The following is a 23,386-nucleotide window of genomic DNA, read 5'->3' as shown; positions in this document are numbered from 1 at the left end:
TGTCCGGAGGCGCTGCCACGGTCGGATCATGACCTGGAACGACGAACTGCTCGAGCAGCTGACCTGGCACTGGGAGCACCAGTTGCGGCCCCGGCTCGACGGGCTGACCGATGCGGAGTATCTGTGGGAGCCGGTCCGGCCCAGCTGGAACGTGCATCCGCGGCCGGACGGTCCACCCACCATCGACTTCGAGTACCCCGAACCGGTGCCGACCCCGGTGACCACCATCGCCTGGCAGTTCGGTCACCTGCTGGTCGGCATCCTCGGCGCCCGGTCGGCCACCTACTTCGACGGGCCGCCGGTCGACTACTTCAGCTACGACTACCCGACCACCGCCGCCGACGCGCTGGCCCGGCTGGACGAGGCGTACACGGTCTGGGTCGCCGGGGTCCGCTCGCTCGGGGAGGACGGACTGACTCGGCTGTGCCGGGAGGAGGAATTCGAGCAGTCGACGATGGCCGCCCTCGTCCTGCACATCCACCGCGAGGTGATCCACCACGGCTCCGTCGTCTCGACGCTGCGGGACCTGTACGCCTGGCGGGACCGCCTGGGCCGCTGAGGCGTTGCCGCGGCAACGGTTCCGCAGTTTTGAGTGGTGATCCGACCGCTGAGAGTGACTGTCGGTGGTCCGTGATGTGCTCCTGGCAGTGGAGCAGTGCCCTGGATCGGTGTTCGAACCCTCGACCTGAACTCGATCATCTGATCGAGTGGTCCGACCCGTCCCGGGTTGGCCGGACTCCGGTCTGCTCCTAGCATCGAACACGCGTTCGAGGGGAGTGGTGCAGGTGAGCGACGCCGGAGCGGACCTCGATCTGAGCGACGAGGAGTGGGACGCGGCGCTGTCCGTCATGTGGCAGAGCGCGCCGGTCCGTCGTCGAGCTCGGCCGGCGGTCCTGGCGCCCACGCCACCGCCGCTGTTGGTCGCGCCCGCTCCGGAGCCCGACGAGCCGCTCGAGCAGCTCGAGGCCCGCATCACCGCGATGGCCGGCTCCCTGGCCGCCGGTACCTGCGCGTGGCTCGAGCTCATCGCCAGGTTCCACGCCCGTCGGGGGTGGGTCCAGTGGGGCATCAAGTCGTGCGCCCACTGGCTGGCCTGGTCCTGTTCGGTCTCCTCCGGGGTGGCCCGGGAGTACGTCCGGGTCGCGCTGGCCCTGACCGAGCTGCCGCTGCTGCGCGCCGAGTTCGCCGTGGGCCGGCTGACCTGGTCCAAGGTCCGGGCGGTGACCCGGGTGGCCGGCCGGGTGGACGAACGCGTCCTGGTCGAGCAGGCGTTGCGGCAGACCGCGTCCCAGCTGGAGCGCACCGTCCGCGGCTTCCGCCTGGCCGACGGGGCCGTGCTGCGCCAGCAGGCCGCCCGGCGGGCCCGGTGGCGGTGGGACGAGGACGGCATGCTGGTGCTCACCGCGCGACTGCCCGCCGACGAGGGGGCGGTGCTGCTGGCCGCGTTGGAGCAGGCCGAGCACGCGCTGCTGGACGACAGTCCGCCGGCGGCACTGGATGCCGCTCGTGCCACCGACCCGGTGGACGCCCTGGTCTCGGTCGCGCACGCCGCGCTGGCCGCCGGCCCGGTGGACACCTCCGGTGACGACCGGCACCTGGTGGTGGTGCACGCCGACGCCGCGGTGCTGGCCGAGACCGCGCATCCAGCAGGTGATGTGGCTCAGATCGAGGACGGGATCGGGATCGGGCGCGCCACCGCGCAGCGATTGGCCTGCGACGCATCGCTGCTGGCCGTGCTGCACTCGGCGGTCCCGGGGGAGGAACTGCGGATCGGCCGCAGGACCCGGAAGATCTCCCCGGCGCAGCGCCGGGCGTTGCGGATCCGGGACGGCGGATGCCGGTTCCCCGGGTGTGCCCGGCGCCGGCACCTGCAGGCCCACCACGTCCGGCACTGGCTGCACGGTGGCCGCACCGACCTGGACAACCTGGTGCTGCTCTGCCGCACCCACCACATGCTGCTGCACGAGGCCGGTTTCGCCGTGGAGCTGGCGCCGGATCCGGCGCCGGATCTGCGGCAGCACTGGCGGTTCCGTCGCCCCGACGGGCAGATCGTCTTGGCCGCACCTGCGCTGGCCTCCGGTCCGGACCTGCCGGTCATCGCCTCCGACGCCGTTGTCCCCATCGGCCGGGGCGCCGGGTTCTCCCTGGCCGACAGTGTCGGGGTGCTCTGCCGGGCGGTGCCGGCATGACCGGGCAGCGCACGCTGGTGCTGTGGTGCCCGGACTGGCCCGCGGTGGCCGCCGCCCGCGAACTGGGCCGGTCCCCGGCCGAGGCGATCGCGGTGATGCACGCGCACCGCGTCCGCACCTGCACGACCGCCGCCCGGGCCGAGGGGGTGCGGGTGGGACAGCGGCGCCGCGACGCCCAGTCCCGCTGCCCGGACCTGCTGCTGGTGCCGGCCGACGCGGACCGGGACGCCCGCGCGTTCGAAGTGGCGCCGACCACTGTGGAGGGGATCGCACCGGGCGTGGAGGTGCTGCGCCCGGGACTGCTGGCTGTCTCGGCCCGTGGCCCAGCCCGCTTCTTCGGCTCCGAGATCGCTGCCGCGGAACGGATCGTCGACGCGGTGGAGGCGCTGGACATCGAATGCCGGGTGGGCATCGCCGATGAGCTGCCGGTGGCCGTGCTGGCGGCCCACCGGTCGGCGATCGTGCCGCCGGGGGAGTCCGCGCCCTTCTGCGCGCCGCTGCCCGTGGCCGAGCTGGCCCGGGAACCAGCCATCGCGCCGCCGGAACGGGCCGACCTGGTCGACCTGCTGGGCCGGCTCGGCATCACCACGCTGGGGGCCTTCGCGGCGCTGCCGGAACGGACGGTGGTCACCCGGTTCGGCGCCGACGCCCGACAGGCCCATCGGTTGGCCCAGGGCCGGGCCGACCGGGATCTGTCCCGGCGCACCATCCCCACGGAGATCCTGGTCGACCAGGAGTGCGACCCGCCGGTGGAGCGGGTGGACGCCGCGGCCTTCGCCGGTCGTGCCCTCGCCGAGCGGCTGCACGCCCGGCTGGCCGACGCAGGGCTGGCCTGTACCCGGCTGGCCGTCGTCGCCCACACCGAACAGGGCGCCGTGCTGTCCCGGGTGTGGCGGTGTGCCCGGCCGCTCACCCCGGCCGACACCGCCGACCGCGTGCGCTGGCAGCTGGACGGCTGGCTCACCAAGGGCGGCGCGGGCGCGATCACCCGACTGCGGCTGGAACCGATCGAGGCGGTCGACGCCGGCCACCTGCAGTTCGGGCTGTGGGGTTCCGACGCGCAGGACGACCAACGGGCCGGGTGGGCGTTCGCCCGGGTGCAGGGACTGCTGGGACCGGAGTCGGTGCTGGCCACCCTGCGTTCCGGCGGCCGCGGGCCGGCCGAGCGGGTGGCCACCGTGCCGTGGGGCCAGGAGCGGATCGCGCCGCGGGACCCCGACGCGCCGTGGCCGGGGGCCGTCCCCACGCCCACCCCGACCCGCCTGCCGCCCGGCTCGCCGCCCCCGGTCACCGTGCTGGACGCCGGAGGGGACCCGGTCCGGCTCACCGGCCGCGGGGCGCTGACCGCGCCGCCGGCCTGGGTCGGGCAGACCGGCCAGCCGCCGCAGTACGTGCAGGCCTGGGCGGGTCCGTGGGTGGCCGACGAGCGCTGGTGGGCGACCCCGGACCCGGCGCCCAACGGCCGGATGCAGTTGATCACCGCGACCGGGGTGGCCATGATGGTCACCGTCGGCGCGGCCGGCTGGGCGGTCGAGGGCATCTATGACTGAACGGGCCGACCGTGGGCTGGGGTAATCCGCCGGTGCCGTGGCGCGAGCTGGAGCGGGCGCTGTCCGGCCGGCCACGGCAGCCGGGCAGCGGGATCCTGCGGTCGCACCCGCCGTACCATCTGCGCGACGCCGCGGACTTGCCGGCGGCGCCACCCGTCCACCCCGACGACCGGCCGGTGGTGCCGTACACCGAGCTGCACGCGCACTCGGCGTTCAGCTTCCTGGACGGCTCGTCGACTCCGGAACTGCTGGTCGCCGAGGCGGTCCGGCTCGGGCTGCAGGGGTTGGCGCTCACCGATCACGACGGGCTGTACGGGGTGGTCCGGTTCGCCGAGGCCGCCGCCGATGCGGGGCTGCGCACCCTGTTCGGTGCGGAGCTGTCGCTGCAGTTGCCCGAACCGCAGCTGGGCGTGCCCGACCCGGTCGGTGAGCACCTGCTGGTGCTGGCCCGCGGCCAGGAGGGGTACCGGCGGCTGTCCCGGCAGCTGGCCGCGGCGCACCTGGCCGGGGGCGAGAAGGGTCGTCCGGTCTACGACCTCGACGCGCTGGCCGGCGCTGCGGGCGACCACTGGCTGATCCTGACCGGGTGCCGCAAGGGAGCGGTGCGGCGCGCGCTGGCCACCGGCGGTTCCGACGCCGCCCGCACTGCGCTGCGCGCGCTGGTCGAGCGGTTCGGGCGGGACAACGTGGTCGTCGAACTGTCCACCACGCTGCAGCCCACCGACGACGAGAACAACGACGCGCTGGCTGCGCTGGCCACCGAGCTGTTGCTGCCGGTGGCGGCCACCACCGGGGCGCACTACGCGGTGCCGCGGGCCGGCCGGGTCGCCGCCGCCATGGCCGCGGTCCGGGCCCGGCGCAGCCTGGACGAGGCCGACCCGTGGCTGCCGGCCGGACCGGGCGCGCACCTGCGGTCCGGAGCCGAGATGGCCCGGCTGTTCGCCCGGTTCCCGACGGCGGTGCCCACTGCGGCGATGCTGGGCCAGGAGTGCGCGTTCGACCTCAAGCTGGTCGCTCCGAGACTGCCGCCGTACCCGGTGCCGCCCGGCCACGACGAGGCCAGCTGGCTGCGGCAGCTGACCATGGAGGGCGCGGCCCGCCGGTACGGCACCCCGCAGGAGCGCCCGGACGCTTACGCGCAGCTGGAGAAGGAACTGCAGATCATCACCGATCTGGAGTTCCCCGGCTACTTCCTCATCGTCCACGACCTGGTGCAGTTCTGCCGTGAAGCCGACATCTTCTGCCAGGGAAGGGGTTCCGCGGCGAACTCGGCGGTCTGCTACGCGCTCGGCGTCACTGCGGTGGACGCGGTGCGCTACCACCTGCTGTTCGAGCGGTTCCTGGCCCCGGAACGGGACGGCCCGCCGGACATCGACCTGGACATCGAGTCCGACCGCCGCGAGGAGGTCATCCAGTACGTCTACCGGACGCACGGCCGCGACTACGCCGCCCAGGTGGCCAACGTCAACACCTTCCGGCCCAAGATGGCGGTCCGGGACATGGCCAAGGCGCTCGGCCACTCGCCCGGGCAGCAGGACGCGTTCTCCAAACAGCTGGACGGCTGGGTGCCGCTGGAACGGCAGGAGCCGGCTGACCACCCCATCCCCGCGCCGGTGCTGGCCTTGGCCGAGCAGGTGCAGGACTTCCCGCGGCACCTGAGCATCCACTCCGGCGGCATGGTCATCTGCGACCGGCCGGTCGCCGATGTGTGCCCGGTGGAGTGGGCTCGGATGGCCGACCGGTCGGTGCTGCAGTGGGACAAGGACGACTGCGCGGCCATGGGACTGGTCAAGTTCGACCTGCTCGGGTTGGGCATGCTGTCCGCACTGCATTCCGCGGTCGACCTGGTCCGCGAGTTCGACGGCACCGAGATCGACCTGGCGCAACTGGATCTGGAGGAGCCCGCGGTCTACGAGATGCTGCAGCGGGCCGACTCGGTCGGGGTGTTCCAGGTCGAGTCGCGGGCCCAGATGGCCACCCTGCCCCGGCTCAAGCCGCGCACCTTCTACGACCTGGTGGTGGAGGTGGCGCTGATCCGGCCCGGACCCATCCAGGGCGACTCGGTGCACCCGTACATCCGGCGGCGCAACAACCTGGAGCCGGTCACCTTCGATCACCCGGCGATGGAACCGGCGCTGCGCAAGACGCTGGGCATCCCGCTGTTCCAGGAGCAGCTCATGCAGCTGGCCGTGGACGTCGCCGGGTTCGACGGCAGCCAGGCCGACCAGCTGCGACGGGCCATGGGCGCCAAGCGGTCCGGCGCCAAGATGGCCAAGCTCAAGCAGGCGCTGTACGACGGGATGTGCAGCAACCACGGCATCACCGGGGCGATCGCCGACCGGATCTACGAACGGCTGCTGGCCTTCGCCAACTTCGGCTTCGCCGAGTCGCACGCACTGTCGTTCGCCGCGTTGGTGTTCCAGTCATCGTGGCTGAAACTGCACCATCCGGCGGCGTTCTGCGCCGCCCTGCTGCGGGCTCAGCCGATGGGGTTCTACTCGCCGCAGTCGCTCATCACCGACGCCCGGCGGCACGGCGTGCAGATCCGCCGACCCGACATCAATGCCTCGGGTGCGCAGGCCGGGCTGGAACCCGGCCCGGGTGGGGCGCCCGCGGTGCGGCTCGGACTGGCCGGAGTGCGCACCATGGGCACCGAACTGGCCGAGGCGATCGTCGCGGCCCGCCCCGACGAGGGCTACCGCAGCCTCGATCAGCTGACCCGGGCGGTCACGCTGACCACCGCCCAGGCCGAGGCGCTGGCCACCGCGGGGGCGCTGGACCCGCTGACCCGCCCGGGCCGGCCGGGGGAGCAGCGTCGGTGGGCGCTGTGGGCGGCCGGCGCGGCGGCCGGCGCCCGGGCCGGCACCCTGCCCGGCACCACCGAGGTCGGCCTGGAGGCGCCCACCCTGCCCGGGATGAGTGACCTGGAACTCACCGTCGCCGATCTGTGGGCGACGGGGATGTCTCCGGAGGCACATCCGACCGAGTTCTCCCGGGAACGGTTGGCGGGCATGGGCGTGCGGACGGCGGCCGACCTGCAGCGCACCGCGCTGAACACGCGCGTGCTGGTCGCCGGGGTGGTCACCCACCGGCAGCGTCCCGAGACCGCGTCCGGAATCATCTTCGTCAACCTCGAGGACGAGACCGGCATGGTGAACGTGATCTGCTCGGCCCCGCTGTGGGCGAAGTACCGCCGGGTGGCCCGGCAGTCGTCCGCGCTGCTCATCCGGGGCATGCTCGAAGGTCAGGACGGGGCGCTGTCGGTGGTGGCCGACCGGATCGCCGCGATCGACCTGGCCACCGGGATCACCGGACCGGCCTCGCGGGACTTCCGGTGACGGGTCCGCGGCCGGGGCTCTGGCACGATGCCAGGCATGAGCGTGGTCTTCGACCGGTCGTCGGTGTCGTTGATCCTGGCCGATTACGCCGTCGCGGACTCGCTGGGCAAGTTGCAGATGGTCGGGGGTGGGCTGCAGATCATCGGCCGTGACCCGGCCACCGGCATGTCCTCGGCGTTCTCCCTGGTGGTGTCGCTGACCTTCCCGCCGGAGACGGTGAACGAGCAGTACGCCTTCGAGGTGGTGCTCGAGGACACCGACGGCCGGCCGATCGGGCTGGCCGATCCCAACGCCGCCGAGGGCGCCGCCCCGGTCATGCGGTTCGGGCAGACCCTGCAGATCGAGGAACCGAACTTCCGCGGCAGCGGGGTCCCGCGGCGCGCGCTGCCCACCCGCTCGCACGTGGTGATGTTCTTCAACACCGGCCTGCCGCTGCCGCCCGGACGGGTGCTGGTGTGGCGGGCCAAGATCGACGGGGAGTCCCGCCCCGAGTGGACCGTCTCGTTCTACGTCCCCGCCCCGCCGACCGCCCCGGTGCTCGGGTGACCCGTCCCGGCACCCGCACGCCCGCCCGGTACGGCCTCCCCGAGACGGACCGGGTCCGCGGCGAGCTCGTCGACGTCCGGTTGTTCGACACGGCCGGCCCGGTGGCCGGCGCCGAGGACGTGCTGGCCGCCGTGGCCCGCGCGGGCCGGCCCGAGCTGGCGGTGTCCCAACTGGCCTCGGTCGTGCAGCGGCTGCGCGAGGGCGACACCCCGGGTGAGGCCGACGCGCTGCTCACCGCCCTGCACGACGACGTCCGGTTCCGCGGGCGACTGCTCGGCGTGCTGGGCGGTTCCACCGTGCTCGGCGATCACCTCTGCACCCACCCGCAGCACTGGCGGCTGCTCGTGGGTGAGGCGCCGGCCGAACGCCTCATCGATCCGGACCACCTGGTCCGCACCCTGCATGCCGCCGTCGGCGTGACGGCGGAGCAGCTGGCCGAGGCCGGCCCGTGCACCGGCACCGACGGGGTCCGGGCCACCGTCACCGGGGGTGCGGCGATCGCGGCGCTCCGCTCGGCGTACCGCTCCCAGCTGCTGATCATCGCCGGGCACGACCTGGGTTCCACCGTCGAGTCGTCGCTGCCCGTGACCTCGCTGCTGTCGGTGTGCCAGACGCTCACCGACCTGGCCGACGCCACCCTGCAGACCGCCCTGGCCGTGGCCGCCGCGTCGCTGCCGGCGAACGCGGCACCGGCCCGGCTCGCCGTGGTGGCCATGGGCAAGTGCGGGGCTCGAGAGCTGAACTACCTCTCCGACGTGGACGTGATCTTCGTCGGCGACCACCCGCCCGGGGCCGACGCGAACGCCGAGGGCAGCGCGTCGGATCGCCCGGACGACACCCGGATGCTGGCGACGGCGACGAACCTGGCCTCCACGATGATGCGGGTCTGCGGCGGCGCGGCCTGGGAGGTCGACGCCGCGCTGCGCCCCGAGGGCAAGGCCGGCGCCCTGGTCCGTACCCCGGCCAGCCACGCCGGGTACTACCGGCGATGGGCCCAGACCTGGGAGTTCCAGGCGCTGCTCAAGGCCCGGCCGGCGGCCGGCGATCTCACCCTCGGGCAGGGCTTCGTGGACGACACCGCACCGCTGGTGTGGTCCGCGGCCGACCGGGAGTCGTTCGTCGACGACGTGCAGGCCATGCGCCGCCGGGTCGAGGACAACATCCCCGAGGCACTGCGCGCGCGCGAGCTCAAGCTGGGCGCGGGCGGGCTGCGGGACGTCGAGTTCTGCGTCCAGCTGCTGCAGCTGGTGCACGGCCGCACCGACCCCGAACTGCGCTTCGCCGGCACGCTGATGGGGCTGCGGTCGCTCATCCGTGGTGGGTACGTGGGCCGCGGCGACGGGGCCGAGATGGCCGCGGCCTACACGTTCCTGCGCCGCGTCGAGCACCGCCTGCAGCTGCAGCGGCTGCGCCGGACCCACCTGCTGCCCGAGGACCGGGGCGACCTGGAGTGGCTGGCCCGCACCGACGGGTATTCGGCCGCCGGCACCTCGGACGCCGCCGACGTGTTCACCACCGACCGGGTCCGGCACGGTGCCACGGTGCGGCGGCTGCACGAGAAGCTCTTCTACCGGCCGCTGCTGCACACCGTGCTGGCCAGCGGGGACGAGCTGCGGCTGTCCCCGGCGGCGGCCAAGGACCGGCTCGGCGCGCTCGGCTTCCGCAACCCGGACGCCGCGCTGCGGCACCTGGCCGCGCTGACCACCGGGGTCAGTCGCCGCGCCGCCATCCAGCGCACGCTGCTGCCCACGCTGCTCGGTCCGTTCTCGGCCAGCCCCGACCCGGACGGCGGGCTGCTGGCCTACCGGACGCTGTCCGAGGCGCTGGCCGACACCCCCTGGTACCTGCGGCTGCTGCGCGACGAGGCCGAGGTGGCGCCCCGGTTGGCGTCGCTGCTCGGCGGGTCGCGGTTGATCGGCGACCTGCTCACCCGAGCCCCCGACGTGCTGCCGCTGCTGGCCAGCGACGCCACGCTGCTCGAGCCGCAACCCGGCGGGGTGGCCCGCGGTCTGTGGGCCCGCAGCCGTCGGGCGGGCAACGCCCGGGAGCAGGTGGACGTGGCCCGCAACGCGCGGCGCACCGAGATGGTCCGGCTGGCCAGCGGCGACCTGCTGGGCCTCATCGACGTCACCGACATCGGCACCGGGCTGAGCAGTGTGGCCGACATCTGCATCCAGGTGGCCCTGGACGCGGCCATCGCGTCGATCACCGCCGACCGCGGCGGCTTCCGGGCCCGGATGTCGGTGATCGGCATGGGCCGGCTCGGCGGGTGGGAAACCGGGTACGGCTCCGACGCCGACGTCATGTACGTGGCGGAACCGCTGCCCGGCGAGGCGCTGGACGACGCGCTGGCCGACGCGGCGGCAGCTGCCGACCTGCTGGCCCGACTGCTCGGCCGGCCGAGCCCGGACCCGGCCCTGCTGGTGGACGCCGACCTGCGACCGGAGGGCCGCAACGGTCGGCTGGTCCGCACCCTGGACAGCTTCCGCGCCTACTGGGCCCGGTTCGCCGCCCCGTGGGAACGCCAGGCGATGCTGCGGGCCCGGCCGATCGCCGGGGACGAGGCGCTGGCGGCGGCGTTCATCGCGGCGGCCGACGAGTTCCGCTACCCGGTCGGCGGGCTCAGGAGCGCCGACGTCGTCGAGATCCGCCGGATCAAGGCGCGGGTGGACGCCGAGCGGCTGCCCCGAGGCGCCGACCCGACCACCCACACCAAGCTGGGCCGCGGCGGCCTGGGCGATGTGGAGTGGACCGTCCAGCTGCTGCAGTTGCAGCACGCCGCGGCCGTCCCCGGGCTGCGCACCACCCGCACCGTCGCCGCGATCGAGGCGGCCCGCGCCGCCGACCTGCTGACCGACGCCGACGCCGCCGCGCTCACCGCCGGCTGGCTCACCGCGGCCAGCACCCGCAACGCGATCATGCTGGTCCGCGGCAAGGCGGACGACCAGATCCCGCGGCAGGGCCGGGAGCTGGCCGCGGTGGCTCGGGCCATGGGCTGGCCGGTGGACGCCGACCCCGGGGCGTTCGTCGACGAGTACCGACGGCTGACCCGACGCGCCCGGCGGGTGGTCGACGCGGTCTTCGACGGTGGAGCGGCCTGACGGGTCTGGGAGGATGACCCGGTGCCGATCTGGGTCTGGGTAGTCATTGCCGTCGTCGTCGTGCTGGCGGTGGTCTTCGCCATCGGGCTGGCGCGGTCCAAGCGCCGCACCGTGTCGCTGCGGGACGCGCCTCCGGTCACCCCCGGGAAGCAGGAGCCGGACCAGCCGCCCGCGCGCGGTGGGTACCGGACCAGCGGCTCGTCCATCTCGTTCTCCGAAGGGCCGTCGGCCGGCGGCGCCACCGGGCTGCTCGACCGGCCGCCGCCGCCGCGCGAGCCGGAGCCGGTCACGCCACCGGTCACGCCGCCGGCCGTGCCCACCGCGCCGGTGGCGCCCCCGCCCGTCGCGCCCCCGGTCGAGCCCGAGCCCGCCGCCGCGCACCCGGTCACCGACCGGCCCGAGGTGGACGGCCAGCCCGGCGTCGGTGACGACGCCTCGGTGCCGCGGGACGCGCCGTCCCGGTCGATCCTCGAGGTGGAACTGCCGGACGCGCCCGTCGAGGCGCCGGTCGCCGAGCCGGAGCCGCGCGAGCAGATCGAGCCGGCCGAGGGTCGGCTGACCCGGCTGCGGGGCCGGCTGTCCCGGTCGCAGACCACCTTCGGCCGGTCGCTGCTCGGCCTGCTCGGCGCCGGCACGCTGGACGAGGACTCCTGGACCGACGTCGAGGACACGCTGCTGCTGGCCGATCTCGGGGCGGCCGCGGCCGCGGAGATCACCGAGCGGCTCCGCCAGGAGGTCGCCGCGCACGGCGTGACCGACGCGGCCAGCGCCCGGGCCATGCTGCGCCGGGTGCTCATCGACGCGGTGTCCATGTCCACCCCGGACGGTCTGGTGGACCGGTCGGTCCGCGCGCTGCCGCACGACGGACGCCCGTCCGTGGTGCTGGTCGTCGGGGTGAACGGCACCGGAAAGACCACCACCACCGGCAAGCTGGCCCGGGTGCTGGTGGCGGGCGGCCGGTCCGTGGTGCTCGGCGCGGCCGACACCTTCCGCGCCGCCGCCGCCGACCAGCTGCAGACCTGGGGCGAACGGGCCGGCGCGGCGGTGGTCCGGTCCAAGGAGGGCACCGATCCGGCGTCCGTGGCCTTCGACGCGGTGAAGCGCGGCATCTCCGACGGCGTCGACGCGGTGCTCATCGACACCGCCGGCCGGCTGCACACCAAGACCGGGCTGATGGACGAGCTCGGCAAGGTCAAGCGGGTGATCGAGAAACAAGCGGAGGTCGACGAAGTCCTGCTGGTGCTGGACGCCACCACCGGCCAGAACGGCCTGGTCCAGGCGAGCGTGTTCGCGGAGGTCGTGGACATCACCGGCATCGTGCTGACCAAGCTGGACGGCACGGCCAGAGGCGGCATCGTGGTGGCCGTACAGCGGTCGCTGGGCGTGCCGGTCAAGCTGGTCGGCCTCGGCGAGGGCCCGGACGACCTGGCGCCGTTCGAGCCCGCCGCCTTCGTCGACGCCCTGCTGGGCGACTAGTGCGGGTCGGGGGGCAGCCGCGGGTTCAGCAGGTGCGCCACCAGGCCGGTCCAGCCGGTCTGGTGGCTGGCCCCCAGGCCCTCGCCGGTGTCGCCGTCGAAGAACTCGCTGAACGTCGGGTGCGCCGACCACAGCGGTGAGTCGGACGCCTCGATCCGCTTGCCGTCCGACGGGCGATGACCGCCGACCGGGCGGAACAGCGCGGTCAGCCGCTCGTCGATCAGGTCGGCCGCCTCGATGAGCGTGCAGTGGTTGCCCGACCCGGTGGGGATCTCCACGGTGAACGAGTCACCGAAGTGCCGTCCGTAGGTCCGCAACTTGTCAGCCAGCAGCACGTTCACCGGGAACCACACCGGGCCGCGCCAGTTCGAGTTGCCGCCGAACATGCCGGTGCGGGACTCACCCGGCTCGTACTCCAGGTACATCTCCTCGTCGCCCACCCGCGCGGTGAAGCCGTCGCGGTACGCCGCGGACAGCGAGCGGATGCCGTAGTCCGACCAGAACTCGTCCGGGTCGAACAACCGCTGCAGCAGCCGCCGCAGCCGTTCCGGGTCGAGCAGCGAGAGCAGCATGCGCCGGCCGCCCGGACCGGAGTTCGACAGCAGCGGATCGACCAGGTCGGGCCGCCTCCGTTGCAGCCAGCGCAGCCGGGCGGTGACGTCCGGGCACTCCACCGTCATCCAGGACGGCACCTCGGTCGCGCCCAGGATCGGCAGCAGACCGACCATGGAGCGCACCCGCATGTGCTGAGCCGAGCCGTCCGGCTGCACCAGCATGTCGTAGTAGAAGCCGTCCTCCTCGTGCCACAGCGCCATGTCGCGGCTGCCGAAGTTGTTCATCGCCCGGGCGATGGACAGGAAGTGCTCGAGGAACTTGGTGGCCACGTCGTCCCAGGCCCGGTCGTGCCGGCACAGCTCGAGGGCGATCTTGAACATCTGCTGGCAGTAGAACGCCATCCAGCTGGTGGCGTCGGACTGCTCCAGCCGGAAGCCCGGGGGCAGTGGCGCCGAGCGGTTGAACAGGCCGATGTTGTCCATGCCCAGGAAGCCGCCCTCGAACACGTTCGAGCCGGAGGTGTCCTTGCGGTTGACCCACCAGGAGAAGTTGAGCAGCAGCTTGGTGAACACCCGGACCAGGAACTCCCGGTCGCGGTAGCCGTCGATCCGGTACACGTGCCAGGCCGCCCAGGCGTGCACCGGCGGGTTGACGTCGCCGAACTCCCACTCGTAGGCCGGCAGCTGGCCGTTCGGGTGCATGGCCCACTCGCGGCACATCAGCACCAGCTGTTCCTTGGCGAACTCCGGATCCACGTGAGCCAGCGGGATACAGTGGAACGCGGTGTCCCAGGCCGCGAACCAGGGGTACTCCCACTCGTCCGGCATCGAGATGACGTCAGCCAGCGCGACGTGCGGCCAGTGCCGGTTGCGGGCGTCCTTGCGGGCGGGCAGGTGCGGCGGGACGGTGTCCGCCGGGTCGCCGTCCAGCCACTGCTCGACGTCGTAGCGGTACAGCTGCTTGCCCCAGAGCAGCCCCGCGTAGGCCCGGCGGGCGACCAGCCGGTCCTCCTCGGGCATGTCCCGGTCGATCACGTGCGTGTAGAACTCGTCGGCCTCGGCCGTGCGGGCCGCGACGATCTCGTCGAACTCGTCGTCGAAGGTCTCGGCCGTCGGCATGGCCCGGGACAGCCGCAGCCGGACCTGCACCGAGGCACCGGCCGGGACCGCGTCGAACCGGTACCAGAAGCCCATCTTGGTGCCGGTCATCCGCGGGTTCACGGCCCGGGTGTCACCGTGCACGACCCGGTTGTTGATGCCGTCCTTGGTGTACCGGGAGACGTTGCGGTCCGCGCCGAACAGGGCCACCGCGTTGGTCTCGTTGTCGCAGAACAGCAGCTGCGGCGACCCCTCGGCGCTCAGGTAGTAGCGACCCAGGTGGGCGTGGTCGACCTCGACCGCCTCCAACCCGCCCACGGTGAACATCGGCGGCAGCAGGGCCTCGATGGTGGAGATCCGGGGATCCCGGCCCCAGCCCCAGGTGTTCCGCAGCCACAGCTGCGGAATGAGGTGCAACGGGTGCGCGTCCGGGCCGTGGTTGGTCGCGGTGATGGTGATGGTCAGGTCGTCCGGCGCGGCCTTGGCGTAGCTGACCGCGATGTCGAAGAAGCGGTCGCCGTCGAGCACGCCGGTGTCGGCCAGCTCGTACTCACGCTCGTTGCGGGAGCGTTCGCGGTTCACCGAGCGCAGTTCGGCGTAGGGGTACTCGGCCTGCGGGTAGCGGTACAGCCACTGCATCCACGAGTGGGTGGGGGTGCCGTCCAGCGCCCACCAGTACTCCTTGGCGTCCTCGCCGTGGTTGCCCTCCTCGTTGGTCAGGCCGAAGAGCCGTTCCTTGAGGATCGGGTCGTTGCCGTTCCAGGCGGCCACCGCGAAGTTGAGGAAGCCGTACCGGTCGCTGACGCCACCCAGCCCGTCCTCGCCCCAGCGGTAGGCGCGGGCGTTCGCCTGGTCGAACGGGAAGGCGTTCCAGGCGTTGCCGTCCCGCGAGTAGTCCTCCCGGACCGTGCCCCACTGCCGGCCGGCCAGGTACGGCCCCCACAAGCGCCACGGCGCGTCACTGGCCCCGGACTCGGCGAGCCGGCGGTGCTCGGCCGAGGGCGGGGCGGGTGGGCTGCCGAGGCTCGCGGACTGATCGGGCTGACGGGCGTGGCTGCTCACCGTGCCAGTGTGCGCAACCAGGGTTTCCGGATGGTTACCGCTCGGTGGATCACACCCGCGCAGGGGATCGTCACCATCCGTCCGGGTGGGTCGCGATGCCCGTTGCGGGCGGTGTCACCGCCAGGCGACATGACCGCAACGAGAAGGAAACACGGCTCGTAGCCAGTTCACACGCGCGAAACACCGCGGAGCGACGACGGCAACACGGGCCCGCGAACCTCTGGCGTGTCACCGGGTCAGCGTCTGGCCCGCTCTCCCGACTCGAGCCAGGAGGCTTGATGGACGAGGTACTCGAACTGGCGCCAGGGGACACAGCGTGGCTGTTGGTCTCCGCCTCGCTGGTTCTGCTCATGACCCCCGGCCTGGCCTTCTTCTACGGCGGCATGACCCGGTCGAAGTCCGTGCTGAACATGATGATGATGTCCTTCGGCGCCATCGGTGTCGTCGGCGTCGTCTACGTGCTGTGGGGCTACTCGATGTCCTTCGGCACCGACGCCTTCGGTGAGGGGACCGCCGGCATCTGGGGCGATCCCTTCGAGTTCTGGGCGCTGAACGGCCTGCTGCCCGGAACCGACGAGGCGGACCCGTACGCCTTGTCCAACTCGCTGCTCACCGGCATCCCCGCCATCGTGGTCGTCGGCTTCCAGATGACCTTCGCGATCATCACCGTCGCCCTGATCAGCGGCTCCATCGCCGACCGGGTCAAGTTCTCCACCTGGTTGGTGTTCACCGGTGCCTGGGTGAGCCTGGTCTACTTCGGCCTGGCCCACATGGTCTGGGGTGGCGGTCTGCTGTCCGGCGACGGGCCGTTCGGCAGCATGTTCACCGACATCGCCCCGATCGACTTCGCGGGTGGCACCGTGGTGCACATCAACGCCGGTGTGGCGGGTCTGGTCCTCGCGCTGATCATCGGCAAGCGCCGCGGCTTCGGCAAGGAGCCGATGCGTCCGCACAACCTGACGCTGGTCATGCTGGGCGCCGGTCTGCTCTGGTTCGGCTGGTTCGGCTTCAACGCCGGGTCGGCCGGTGCGGCCGACGGTCTGGCCGGTCTGGCCTGGGTGAACACCACCGTGGCCACTGCGGCCGCGATGATCGGCTGGCTGATCGTGGAGCGGCTGCGTGACGGTCACGCCACCAGCCTGGGCGCCGCCTCCGGTGTCGTCGCCGGTCTGGTCGCCATCACCCCGGCCGCCGGTGCGCTCAGCCCGGTCGGCTCGATCTTCCTGGGCCTGATCGCCGGTGCCCTCTGCGCCCTGGCCGTCAGCCTGAAGTTCAAGCTGGGCTACGACGACTCGCTCGACGTGGTCGGCGTGCACCTGGTGGGTGGCCTGGTCGGCACCGTGCTCATCGGCCTGTTCGCCACTGAGACCGGCCTCTTCTACGGCGGCGGCATCGGCCAGCTGGTCGTGCAGATCCTGGTCGCCCTGGTCGCCATCGTGTTCTCCGGTGTGCTCACCCTGATCATCGGGCTGATCCTCAAGGTCACCATGGGCTGGCGCGTGACGGCGGACGACGAGGTCGAGGGCATCGACATCACCCAGCACGGTGAGTCGGCCTACGACCTGGATCCGACCGCGTCCGGCTCCGGTGCGTCCGGGGTGCTGGCCAACGCCACCAAGAAGCAGGGAGCGCAGGCATGAAGCTCGTCACCGCGGTGATCAAGCCGTTCAAGCTCGACGAGGTGCGGGCCGCGCTGCTCGCCTTCGGCGTGCAGGGCATGACCGTGTCGGAGTCCTCGGGGTACGGCCGCCAGCGCGGTCACACCGAGGTCTACCGCGGCGCGGAGTACACCGTCGAGCTGCTGCCGAAGATCCGGATCGAGATCCTGGTCGACGCCGAGGACGCCGACGACGTCATCGACGTCATCGTCCGTGCCGCCCGCACCGGCAAGATCGGCGACGGCAAGGTGTGGGCGGTCCCGGTCGAGAACGTCGTGCGGGTCCGCACCGGCGAGCGCGGTCCGGAAGCCCTGTAGTTCATGCCACACACGCCTGTGGGGTCGGCGGGCGGATACCGCGAACTGCGGTCAGGGTTGCTGAGCCGGGCCGGCCTGTCCGGTCCGGCTCGGCGCCGGGCACTGGCCCGGCTCACCGACGGCTGGCTCGGGGAGCTGGCCGCGGAGGCCGGGGTCAACGTCGGTGGGGTGGCGCTCGTCGCGGTCGGTGGGTACGGCCGCGGCGAGCTCTCCCCGTTCTCCGACCTGGACCTGGTCCTGCTCCACTCCACCGAGACACCCCCGTCCTACGCGGCCATGCTGGCCGAGCGGCTCTGGTACCCCATCTGGGACTCCAAGATGAAGCTCGACCACTCGGTCCGGTCCGTCGGCGGCGCCCGGCAGATCGCCCGGTCCGACCTGCCGGCGATGCTGGGCATGCTCGACCTGCGGCACATCGCCGGTGACCCCGACCTGGCCGGCACCCTGCACCGTCGGGTGCTGTCCGACTGGCGGGCCGACGCCGCCGATCGGTTGCCGCAACTGCTGGACAGCTGCCGGGAGCGCGAGGAGCGCAGCGGTGAGCTCGCCTTCGCCACCGTGCCCGACCTCAAGGAGTCCCGTGGCGGGCTCCGCGATCTGGTGGTGATGCGCGCGGTGGCCGCCTCCTGGGTGGCCGACTGCCCGCACCAGGGGCTGGAGGAGGCCCGGTCCGACCTGCTGGACGTGCGGGATGCCCTGCACCTGACCACCGGCCGGGGGACCGATCGCATCCAGGTGCAGGACCAGGACGCCGTGGCCGACCGACTCGGGCTGCCCGACCGGGACGAACTGCTGCGCTCGGTCGCGGCCATCGGCCGCACCGTCGACCACGCCAGCGACCTGACCTGGCACCGGGTGAACCGGGCGCTCAGCCGGTCCGGCGGGGCGGTGTTCGACCTGGGCGGCCGCTACACCCGCCGCGCCGAGCGGATGCCGCTCGCGGACGGGGTGGTCGAGCAGGAGGGTGAGGCCATGCTCGCCCGCGGGGTCAACCCGGCCGACGACCCCACCCTGGTGCTGCGTACCGCCGCCGCCGCCGCGCAGGCCGGGCTGCCCATCTCGCCGGCCACCGTGGTGCGCCTGGCCAAGCACAGCCCGCCGCTGCCCACCCCGTGGCCCCCGGCCGCGCTGGCGGCGTTCCTGCGGCTGCTCGGCGCCGGGCCGTCGATGCTGCCGGTCTGGGAGGACCTGGACCAGGCCGGACTGATCACCGCGATGCTGCCCGGCTGGGAACGGCTGCGCAGCCTGCCGCAGCGCGACCCGGTGCACCGATTCACGGTCGACCGCCACCTCATGCAGACCGCGGTCGAGGCGTCCGCGCTGGTCCGCCGGGTCAGCCGCCCCGACCTGCTGCTGCTCACCGCGATCCTGCACGACGTGGGCAAGGGCAGCGGGCGCGACCACTCCGTCGAGGGCGCCGCGGTGATCGGCGACTGGCTGGCCCCGCTCGGCCTGCCCAAGGCCGACGTCGACACCGTACGGACGCTCATCCGCCATCACCTGCTGCTGTCCGAGTTCGCCGCCACCCGGGACCCGGACGACCCGGCCACCGTGCACGCCCTGGTCGAGGCGATCGGCGACCTGCCCACCCTGCAGCTGCTGCATGCGCTGACCGAGGCCGACTCCAAGGGCGCCGGGCCGGCCGCGTGGACGAGCTGGCGGGCCAGCCAGGTCGCGTACCTGGCCGGGCGGGCCGCGGGCGTCTTCGCCGGCGGACCGGTGCCGGCGCCGCCGGCCACCGAGACGCTCGCCGTGCCGTTGCCGACCGCCGGCGGCGTCGGTGTGGAGGTCACCACCCATCCCAGCGGGGTCGAGGTGGCCGTCACCGCGCCCGACCGGCCGGGCCTGGTGGCGCTGGTCGCCGGTGTGCTGACCGTGCACCGGCTGTCCATCGCCGCCGCGTCGGTGCGCACCGTCGGTGACGTCGCCGTGCAGTCCTGGCGGGTGGTGCCCGAGTTCGGCGACGCGCCCGAGGCCAGCACCCTGCGGGCCGACCTGGTGCTGGCCCTGGACGGCGGCCTGGACGTGGCGGCCTGGCTGGCCAAGCGGGCGGCGGCACGGCGGTCGCGGCCGCGTCCGGCACCGCCGTCGGTGCACTGGATCGAGGACGCCTCCCAGGCCTGCACCGTCATCGAGGTGCGGGCGCACGACGCGCCGGGCCTGCTCGTCACGGTGGCCACCGCGGTCACCGGCATGGACCTGTCCATCAGCTCGGCCTGGGTCAGCACGCTCGGGGCGGACGCGCTGGACGTGTTCTACCTGCAGACGCCGGAGGGCACCGCGCTGCCACCACACGGGCCCCGGGGTGGGTGGCGGCGGCCGGGCGGGGCGGGGGGCCCGCCCCCCCCCCCCCCCCCCCCCCCGCGTCCGCGCCGGGCCCGGGGGTCGGTGCTGTCCGATAACCTCGACGGCGTTGTCATCCAGCGCCCGGAAGGCCCGTCACGTGTTCGAGACCCTGTCCGACCGGTTGTCCTCGGTCCTGTCCAACCTGCGGGGCAAGGGCCGGCTGTCCCCGGCCGACATCGACGCCACCGCGCGCGAGATCCGCATCGCGCTGCTCGAGGCCGACGTCGCCCTGCCGGTGGTGCGGACCTTCATCGCCGCGGTCAAGCAGAAGGCGACCGGTGCCGAGGTCTCGGCCGCGCTGAACCCGGCCCAGCAGGTCATCAAGATCGTCAACGATGAGCTCATCGCCATCCTCGGCGGCGAGACCCGCCGGCTGCAGTTCGCCAAGAACCCGCCGACGGTCATCCTGCTCGCCGGCCTGCAGGGCGCGGGCAAGACGACGCTGGCCGGCAAGCTGGCCCGTTGGCTCAAGGCGCAGGGGCACGCGCCGCTGCTGGTCGCGTGCGACCTGCAGCGGCCCAACGCGGTCACCCAGCTGCAGGTGGTGGGGGAGCAGGCCGGCGTCACCGTGTTCGCCCCGGAGCCCGGCAACGGCGTCGGCGATCCGGTCGGCGTCGCCCGCGACGGCGTGCGGTTCGCCCGGGAGAAGCAGCACGACGTGGTCGTGGTCGACACCGCCGGCCGGCTCGGAGTGGACGCCGAGATGATGCAGCAGGCCGCCGACATCCGGGACGCCACCAGTCCTGACGAGATCCTCTTCGTGGTCGACGCGATGATCGGTCAGGACGCGGTCCAGACGGCGGAGGCGTTCAAGGCCGGCGTCGGGTTCACCGGCGTGGTGCTGACCAAGCTGGACGGTGACGCCCGCGGTGGAGCGGCGCTGTCGGTCCGGCAGATCACCGGCGAGCCGATCATGTTCGCCTCCACCGGCGAGAAGCTGGCCGACTTCGACGTCTTCCACCCGGACCGGATGGCCTCCCGGATCCTGGGCATGGGCGACATGCTCACCCTCATCGAGCAGGCCGAGCAGGTCTTCGAGGCCGAGCAGGCCGAGGAGATGGCGGCCAAGCTCGTCGGCAACGACTTCACCCTGGACGACTTCCTGCAGCAGATGATGATGCTGCGCAAGATGGGCCCGATCGGCGGGCTGTTGGGCATGCTGCCCGGGGCCGGTCAGATGAAGGAGGCCCTGGCGAACGTCGACGACCGGGACATCGACCGCACCGCGGCGATCATCCAGTCGATGACGCCGCAGGAGCGGCAGGACCCCAGAATCATCCAGGCCTCCCGCCGCCAGCGCATCGCCAAGGGATCCGGCTCCACCGTGGCCCAGGTGAACGCTCTGGTGGAGCGGTTCTTCGAGGCGCGCAAGATGATGTCGTCCATGGCCGGCCGGTTCGGGCTGCCGGGCGCCCGGCCCAGCAACCGCAAGGCGGCCAAGGGACGGAAGGGCAAGAAGGGCAAGGCCGGCAAGGTGGCGGCCGGGCGCGGCCCGACGCCGCCGAAGATGAAGGGCATGCCGGGTGGCTTCCCGGGGCTCCCGACGGGCGGGTTCCCTGGCGGTCCCGGCGGCGGTCAGCTGCCGGCCGGCTTCCCGGATCTGAGCCAGCTGCCGGCCGGCATGGACTTCGATCCCAGCAAGATCAAGCTGCCCAAGCAGTGACCGGCGCCCTGGATCCGGTGCGGGTGGTCGGCACCGACGCCGCCACCGGCGAGCCGATCGATGTGTGGCTGGCCGACGGCCGGTTCGTCGAGCGCCCGGCCGCCCCGGGTGCGGCGGCGGCCGCCGACGCGCTCACCCTGACCGGTTGGGTGCTGCCCGGGTTCGTGGACGCGCACTGCCACGTCGGCTACTCGCCGGACGGGGTCACCGACCTGGCCACCGCCGAACAGCAGGCCCGCACCGACCTGGCCACCGGGGTGCTGGCCATCCGGGACTGCGGCTCGCCGCTGGACACCCGGCCGCTGGTCGGGCGGGCCGACCTGCCGCAGTTGTTCCGGGCAGGCCGGCACCTGGCCCGCCCGAAGCGGTACATCCGCGACCTCGGTCTGGACCTGGACGACCCGGGCGAGCTCCCCGCCGCGGTGGCCGAGCAGGTCAGCTACGGCGGTGGCTGGATCAAACTGGTCGGCGACTGGATCGACCGCGGCATCGGTGACCTGGCGCCGCTGTGGCCGGACGACGTGCTGGCCGAGGCGGTGGCCGTGGCGCACGCCGGTGGAGCCAGGGTGACCGCCCACGTCTTCGGCGAGGACGCCGTCCCCGGCCTGCTGTCCGCCGGCATCGACTGCCTGGAGCACGGCACCGGTCTGACGGCGGACACCATCGACGAGGTGGTCCGCCGCGGGGTGCACGTGGTGCCCACCGTCATCAACATCGCCAACTTCCCGATGTTCGCCGACGCCGCCACCCGGTTCCCGGCCTACGCCAAGCACATGCGAGACCTGTACGAGCGCAGCGACGACACGTTCGCGGCGGCCGCCGAGGCGGGCGTTCCGCTGCACGCCGGGACCGACGCGGGCGGCTTCATCGTGCACGGCCGCATCGTCGACGAGATCAACGGGCTGAGCCGGGCCCTCGGCGGCGGGAGCCCGGGACCCGACACGGTGCGGCGGGTGCTCGCCATGGCCTCCCACTCGGCCCGGGAGTGGCTCGGCCTGCGCAACTACGCCACTGGCGACCCGGCGGACCTGGTCGTCTACCCGGCCGACCCGGCCGAGCAGCCGGCCGTCCTGCGGGCCCCGACCGCGGTCGTCCGGGCCGGTCGGGTCGTCCGCATGGTCTAGCATGGTCGGGCACGGCCGCCGCCCGGACCCTCTCACCGAGCGAGGCCGCCATCGGCGTGTTCGCACCGAGCCCCCACCCGGCCGCGATCGCGTCCCACCACATCTGTTCGAGGAGTACTCCACCACCGTGGCTGTCAAGATCAAGCTTGCCCGGCTCGGCAAGATCCGCGAGCCGTTCTACCGCGTCGTCGTCGCCGACTCGCGCACCCGCCGCAGCGGCCGGGCCATCGAGGCCATCGGCAAGTACCACCCGAAGGCCGAGCCGAGCGTCATCGAGATCGACTCCGAGCGCGCGCAGTACTGGCTGGGTGTCGGCGCGCAGCCGACCGAGTCGGTCCTCTCGCTGCTGAAGGTGACCGGCGACTGGCAGAAGTTCAAGGGTCTGCCGGGCGCCGAGGGCACCCTCAAGCCGCAGCCGGAGAAGGTCGACAAGAAGGCTCGCTACGAGGCGGCCATGGCCGCCATCGGCACCGAGGACGAAGGTGGCGCCGCCACCACGCCGCGCAAGCGCGCCGCCAAGCCGGCCGCTGACGAGGCTGCCAACGAGGCCGCTCCGACGGCCGACTCGGCGGAGTGAGCGCCGGGGTGTCGGTCCTGGAGGAAGCCCTGGACCACCTGGTCCGGGGCATCGTCGAGCACGACGAGGACGTCAGTGTCGAGATGACCACCGGTCGCCGGGGCCGCACCCTGCAGGTGCGCGTGCACCCGGACGATCTGGGCAAGGTCATCGGCCGTGGCGGCCGGACGGCCACCGCGCTGCGCACCGTGGTGTCCGCGGTCGGAGGCCGCGGCATCCGGGTCGACGTCGTCGACACCGACCGCTGAGCGGTCCGGAGCCGACGTGCTGGTGCAGGTGGGCCGGATCGGTCGTGCGCACGGCATCCGCGGCGGCGTCGTGGTCCAGGTGACCACCGACGACCCGCAGGACCGTTTCGCGGTCGGATCGGTACTGGTCACCGATCCGGTCGCGACCGGTCCGCTGACCGTCCGCGCGGTGCGGTTCGATCCGCCGGTCGCCGTGGTCACCTTCGAGGGCGTGGACGACCGCACCGCGGCCGAGGGGCTGCGCGGGACGGCGCTGCTGGTCGACACTGACGCGCTGACCCGGCCGCAGGACGCGGACGAGTACTACGACCACCAGCTGGTCGGGCTGCACGTCCGGGACACCGCCGGCCGGGAGCTCGGCGTCGTCGAGGACGTGCTGCACCTGCCCGCGTCGCCGGTGCTGCAGGTGGCCAGGCCCGAGGGAGCCGACGCCGAGCTGGTGCCGTTCGTGACCGCGTTGGTGCCGACCGTCGACCTGGACGGCGGGTTCCTGGTGGTGGACCCGCCCGAGGGCATGTTCGCGTGACCGGTCCCGGCGG

The 23,386-nt window shown here is 73.2% G+C and carries 15 protein-coding genes and 1 pseudogene; 15 read left to right on the top strand and 1 reads right to left on the bottom strand.

What is annotated here, in order from left to right:
* Positions 1-28: 28 nt before the first annotated feature.
* From JL106_RS06285 to ftsY, 7 genes are all read left to right on the top strand, one after another.
* Positions 29-559 (top strand): DinB family protein, encoded by a 531-nt coding sequence (locus tag JL106_RS06285; RefSeq protein WP_205259835.1) that lies wholly within the window; start codon positions 29-31, stop codon positions 557-559.
* A gap of 226 nt (positions 560-785) precedes the next feature.
* Positions 786-2,189: an HNH endonuclease signature motif containing protein gene (locus JL106_RS06280; protein ID WP_205259834.1), complete on the top strand. Its 1,404-nt coding sequence runs from the start codon at positions 786-788 to the stop codon at positions 2,187-2,189.
* The gene (locus tag JL106_RS06275) at positions 2,186-3,739 is read left to right on the top strand and encodes a Y-family DNA polymerase (protein WP_205259833.1); all 1,554 of its coding nucleotides are present in this window, start codon (positions 2,186-2,188) and stop codon (positions 3,737-3,739) included. The genes JL106_RS06280 and JL106_RS06275 overlap by 4 nt, the downstream gene beginning before the upstream one ends.
* An 11-nt stretch (positions 3,740-3,750) precedes the next feature.
* A complete protein-coding gene (locus tag JL106_RS06270; protein WP_205259832.1) occupies positions 3,751-7,077 on the top strand; it encodes an error-prone DNA polymerase in 3,327 nt (1,108 codons plus the stop codon).
* Between the two features lie 36 nt (positions 7,078-7,113).
* Entirely contained in the window at positions 7,114-7,623 is a 510-nt protein-coding gene (locus JL106_RS06265; RefSeq protein WP_205259831.1) for a hypothetical protein, read from the top strand.
* A complete protein-coding gene (locus tag JL106_RS06260; RefSeq protein WP_205259830.1) occupies positions 7,620-10,724 on the top strand; it encodes a bifunctional [glutamine synthetase] adenylyltransferase/[glutamine synthetase]-adenylyl-L-tyrosine phosphorylase in 3,105 nt (1,034 codons plus the stop codon). The genes JL106_RS06265 and JL106_RS06260 overlap by 4 nt, the downstream gene beginning before the upstream one ends.
* A 21-nt stretch (positions 10,725-10,745) precedes the next feature.
* Positions 10,746-12,200 (top strand): signal recognition particle-docking protein FtsY, encoded by a 1,455-nt coding sequence (gene ftsY / locus JL106_RS21960; RefSeq protein WP_328841525.1) that lies wholly within the window; start codon positions 10,746-10,748, stop codon positions 12,198-12,200.
* On the opposite strand, the gene JL106_RS21955 is transcribed toward ftsY, so the two are convergent.
* Entirely contained in the window at positions 12,197-14,914 is a 2,718-nt protein-coding gene (locus JL106_RS21955) for an MGH1-like glycoside hydrolase domain-containing protein (protein WP_205259829.1), read from the bottom strand. The genes ftsY and JL106_RS21955 overlap by 4 nt on opposite strands.
* A gap of 278 nt (positions 14,915-15,192) precedes the next feature.
* Here JL106_RS21955 and JL106_RS06245 point away from each other — a divergent pair, with 278 nt between their 5' ends.
* The 8 genes and pseudogenes from JL106_RS06245 to rimM all read left to right on the top strand — a co-directional run bounded on the left by JL106_RS06245 (position 15,193) and on the right by rimM (position 23,373).
* The gene (locus JL106_RS06245; RefSeq protein ID WP_236006909.1) at positions 15,193-16,554 is read left to right on the top strand and encodes an ammonium transporter; all 1,362 of its coding nucleotides are present in this window, start codon (positions 15,193-15,195) and stop codon (positions 16,552-16,554) included.
* Positions 16,551-16,889 (top strand): P-II family nitrogen regulator, encoded by a 339-nt coding sequence (locus JL106_RS06240; RefSeq protein ID WP_205259828.1) that lies wholly within the window; start codon positions 16,551-16,553, stop codon positions 16,887-16,889. Before JL106_RS06245 ends, JL106_RS06240 begins: the two co-directional genes overlap by 4 nt.
* Before the next feature lie 3 nt (positions 16,890-16,892).
* A pseudogene (locus JL106_RS20755) lies at positions 16,893-19,163 on the top strand ([protein-PII] uridylyltransferase); the annotation flags it as partial.
* Between the two features lie 169 nt (positions 19,164-19,332).
* Positions 19,333-20,898 carry a signal recognition particle protein gene (ffh, locus tag JL106_RS06235; protein WP_205259827.1) on the top strand — a complete coding sequence of 522 codons (1,566 nt, stop codon included), beginning with the start codon at positions 19,333-19,335 and terminating at the stop codon, positions 20,896-20,898.
* Positions 20,895-22,022, top strand: a complete 1,128-nt coding sequence (locus JL106_RS06230) for an amidohydrolase family protein (protein ID WP_328841521.1) — start codon at positions 20,895-20,897, stop codon at positions 22,020-22,022. Before ffh ends, JL106_RS06230 begins: the two co-directional genes overlap by 4 nt.
* A 127-nt stretch (positions 22,023-22,149) precedes the next feature.
* Positions 22,150-22,599, top strand: a complete 450-nt coding sequence (rpsP, locus tag JL106_RS06225) for a 30S ribosomal protein S16 (protein ID WP_205259826.1) — start codon at positions 22,150-22,152, stop codon at positions 22,597-22,599.
* Between the two features lie 8 nt (positions 22,600-22,607).
* Positions 22,608-22,847, top strand: coding sequence for an RNA-binding protein (locus JL106_RS06220; protein WP_205259825.1), 240 nt, complete (start codon positions 22,608-22,610; stop codon positions 22,845-22,847).
* A 16-nt stretch (positions 22,848-22,863) separates the two neighbouring features.
* On the top strand, positions 22,864-23,373 hold the full coding sequence (rimM, locus tag JL106_RS06215) for a ribosome maturation factor RimM (protein WP_205259824.1): 510 nt from the start codon (positions 22,864-22,866) through the stop codon (positions 23,371-23,373).
* Positions 23,374-23,386 lie beyond the last annotated feature (13 nt).

Source organism: Nakamurella leprariae, from assembly GCF_016918035.1.
GTDB classification, from domain to species: Bacteria; Actinomycetota; Actinomycetes; order Mycobacteriales; family Nakamurellaceae; genus Nakamurella; species Nakamurella leprariae.
Note: the sequence above shows the minus strand (reverse complement) of the source record. Positions and strands in the feature narration are given on the sequence as shown.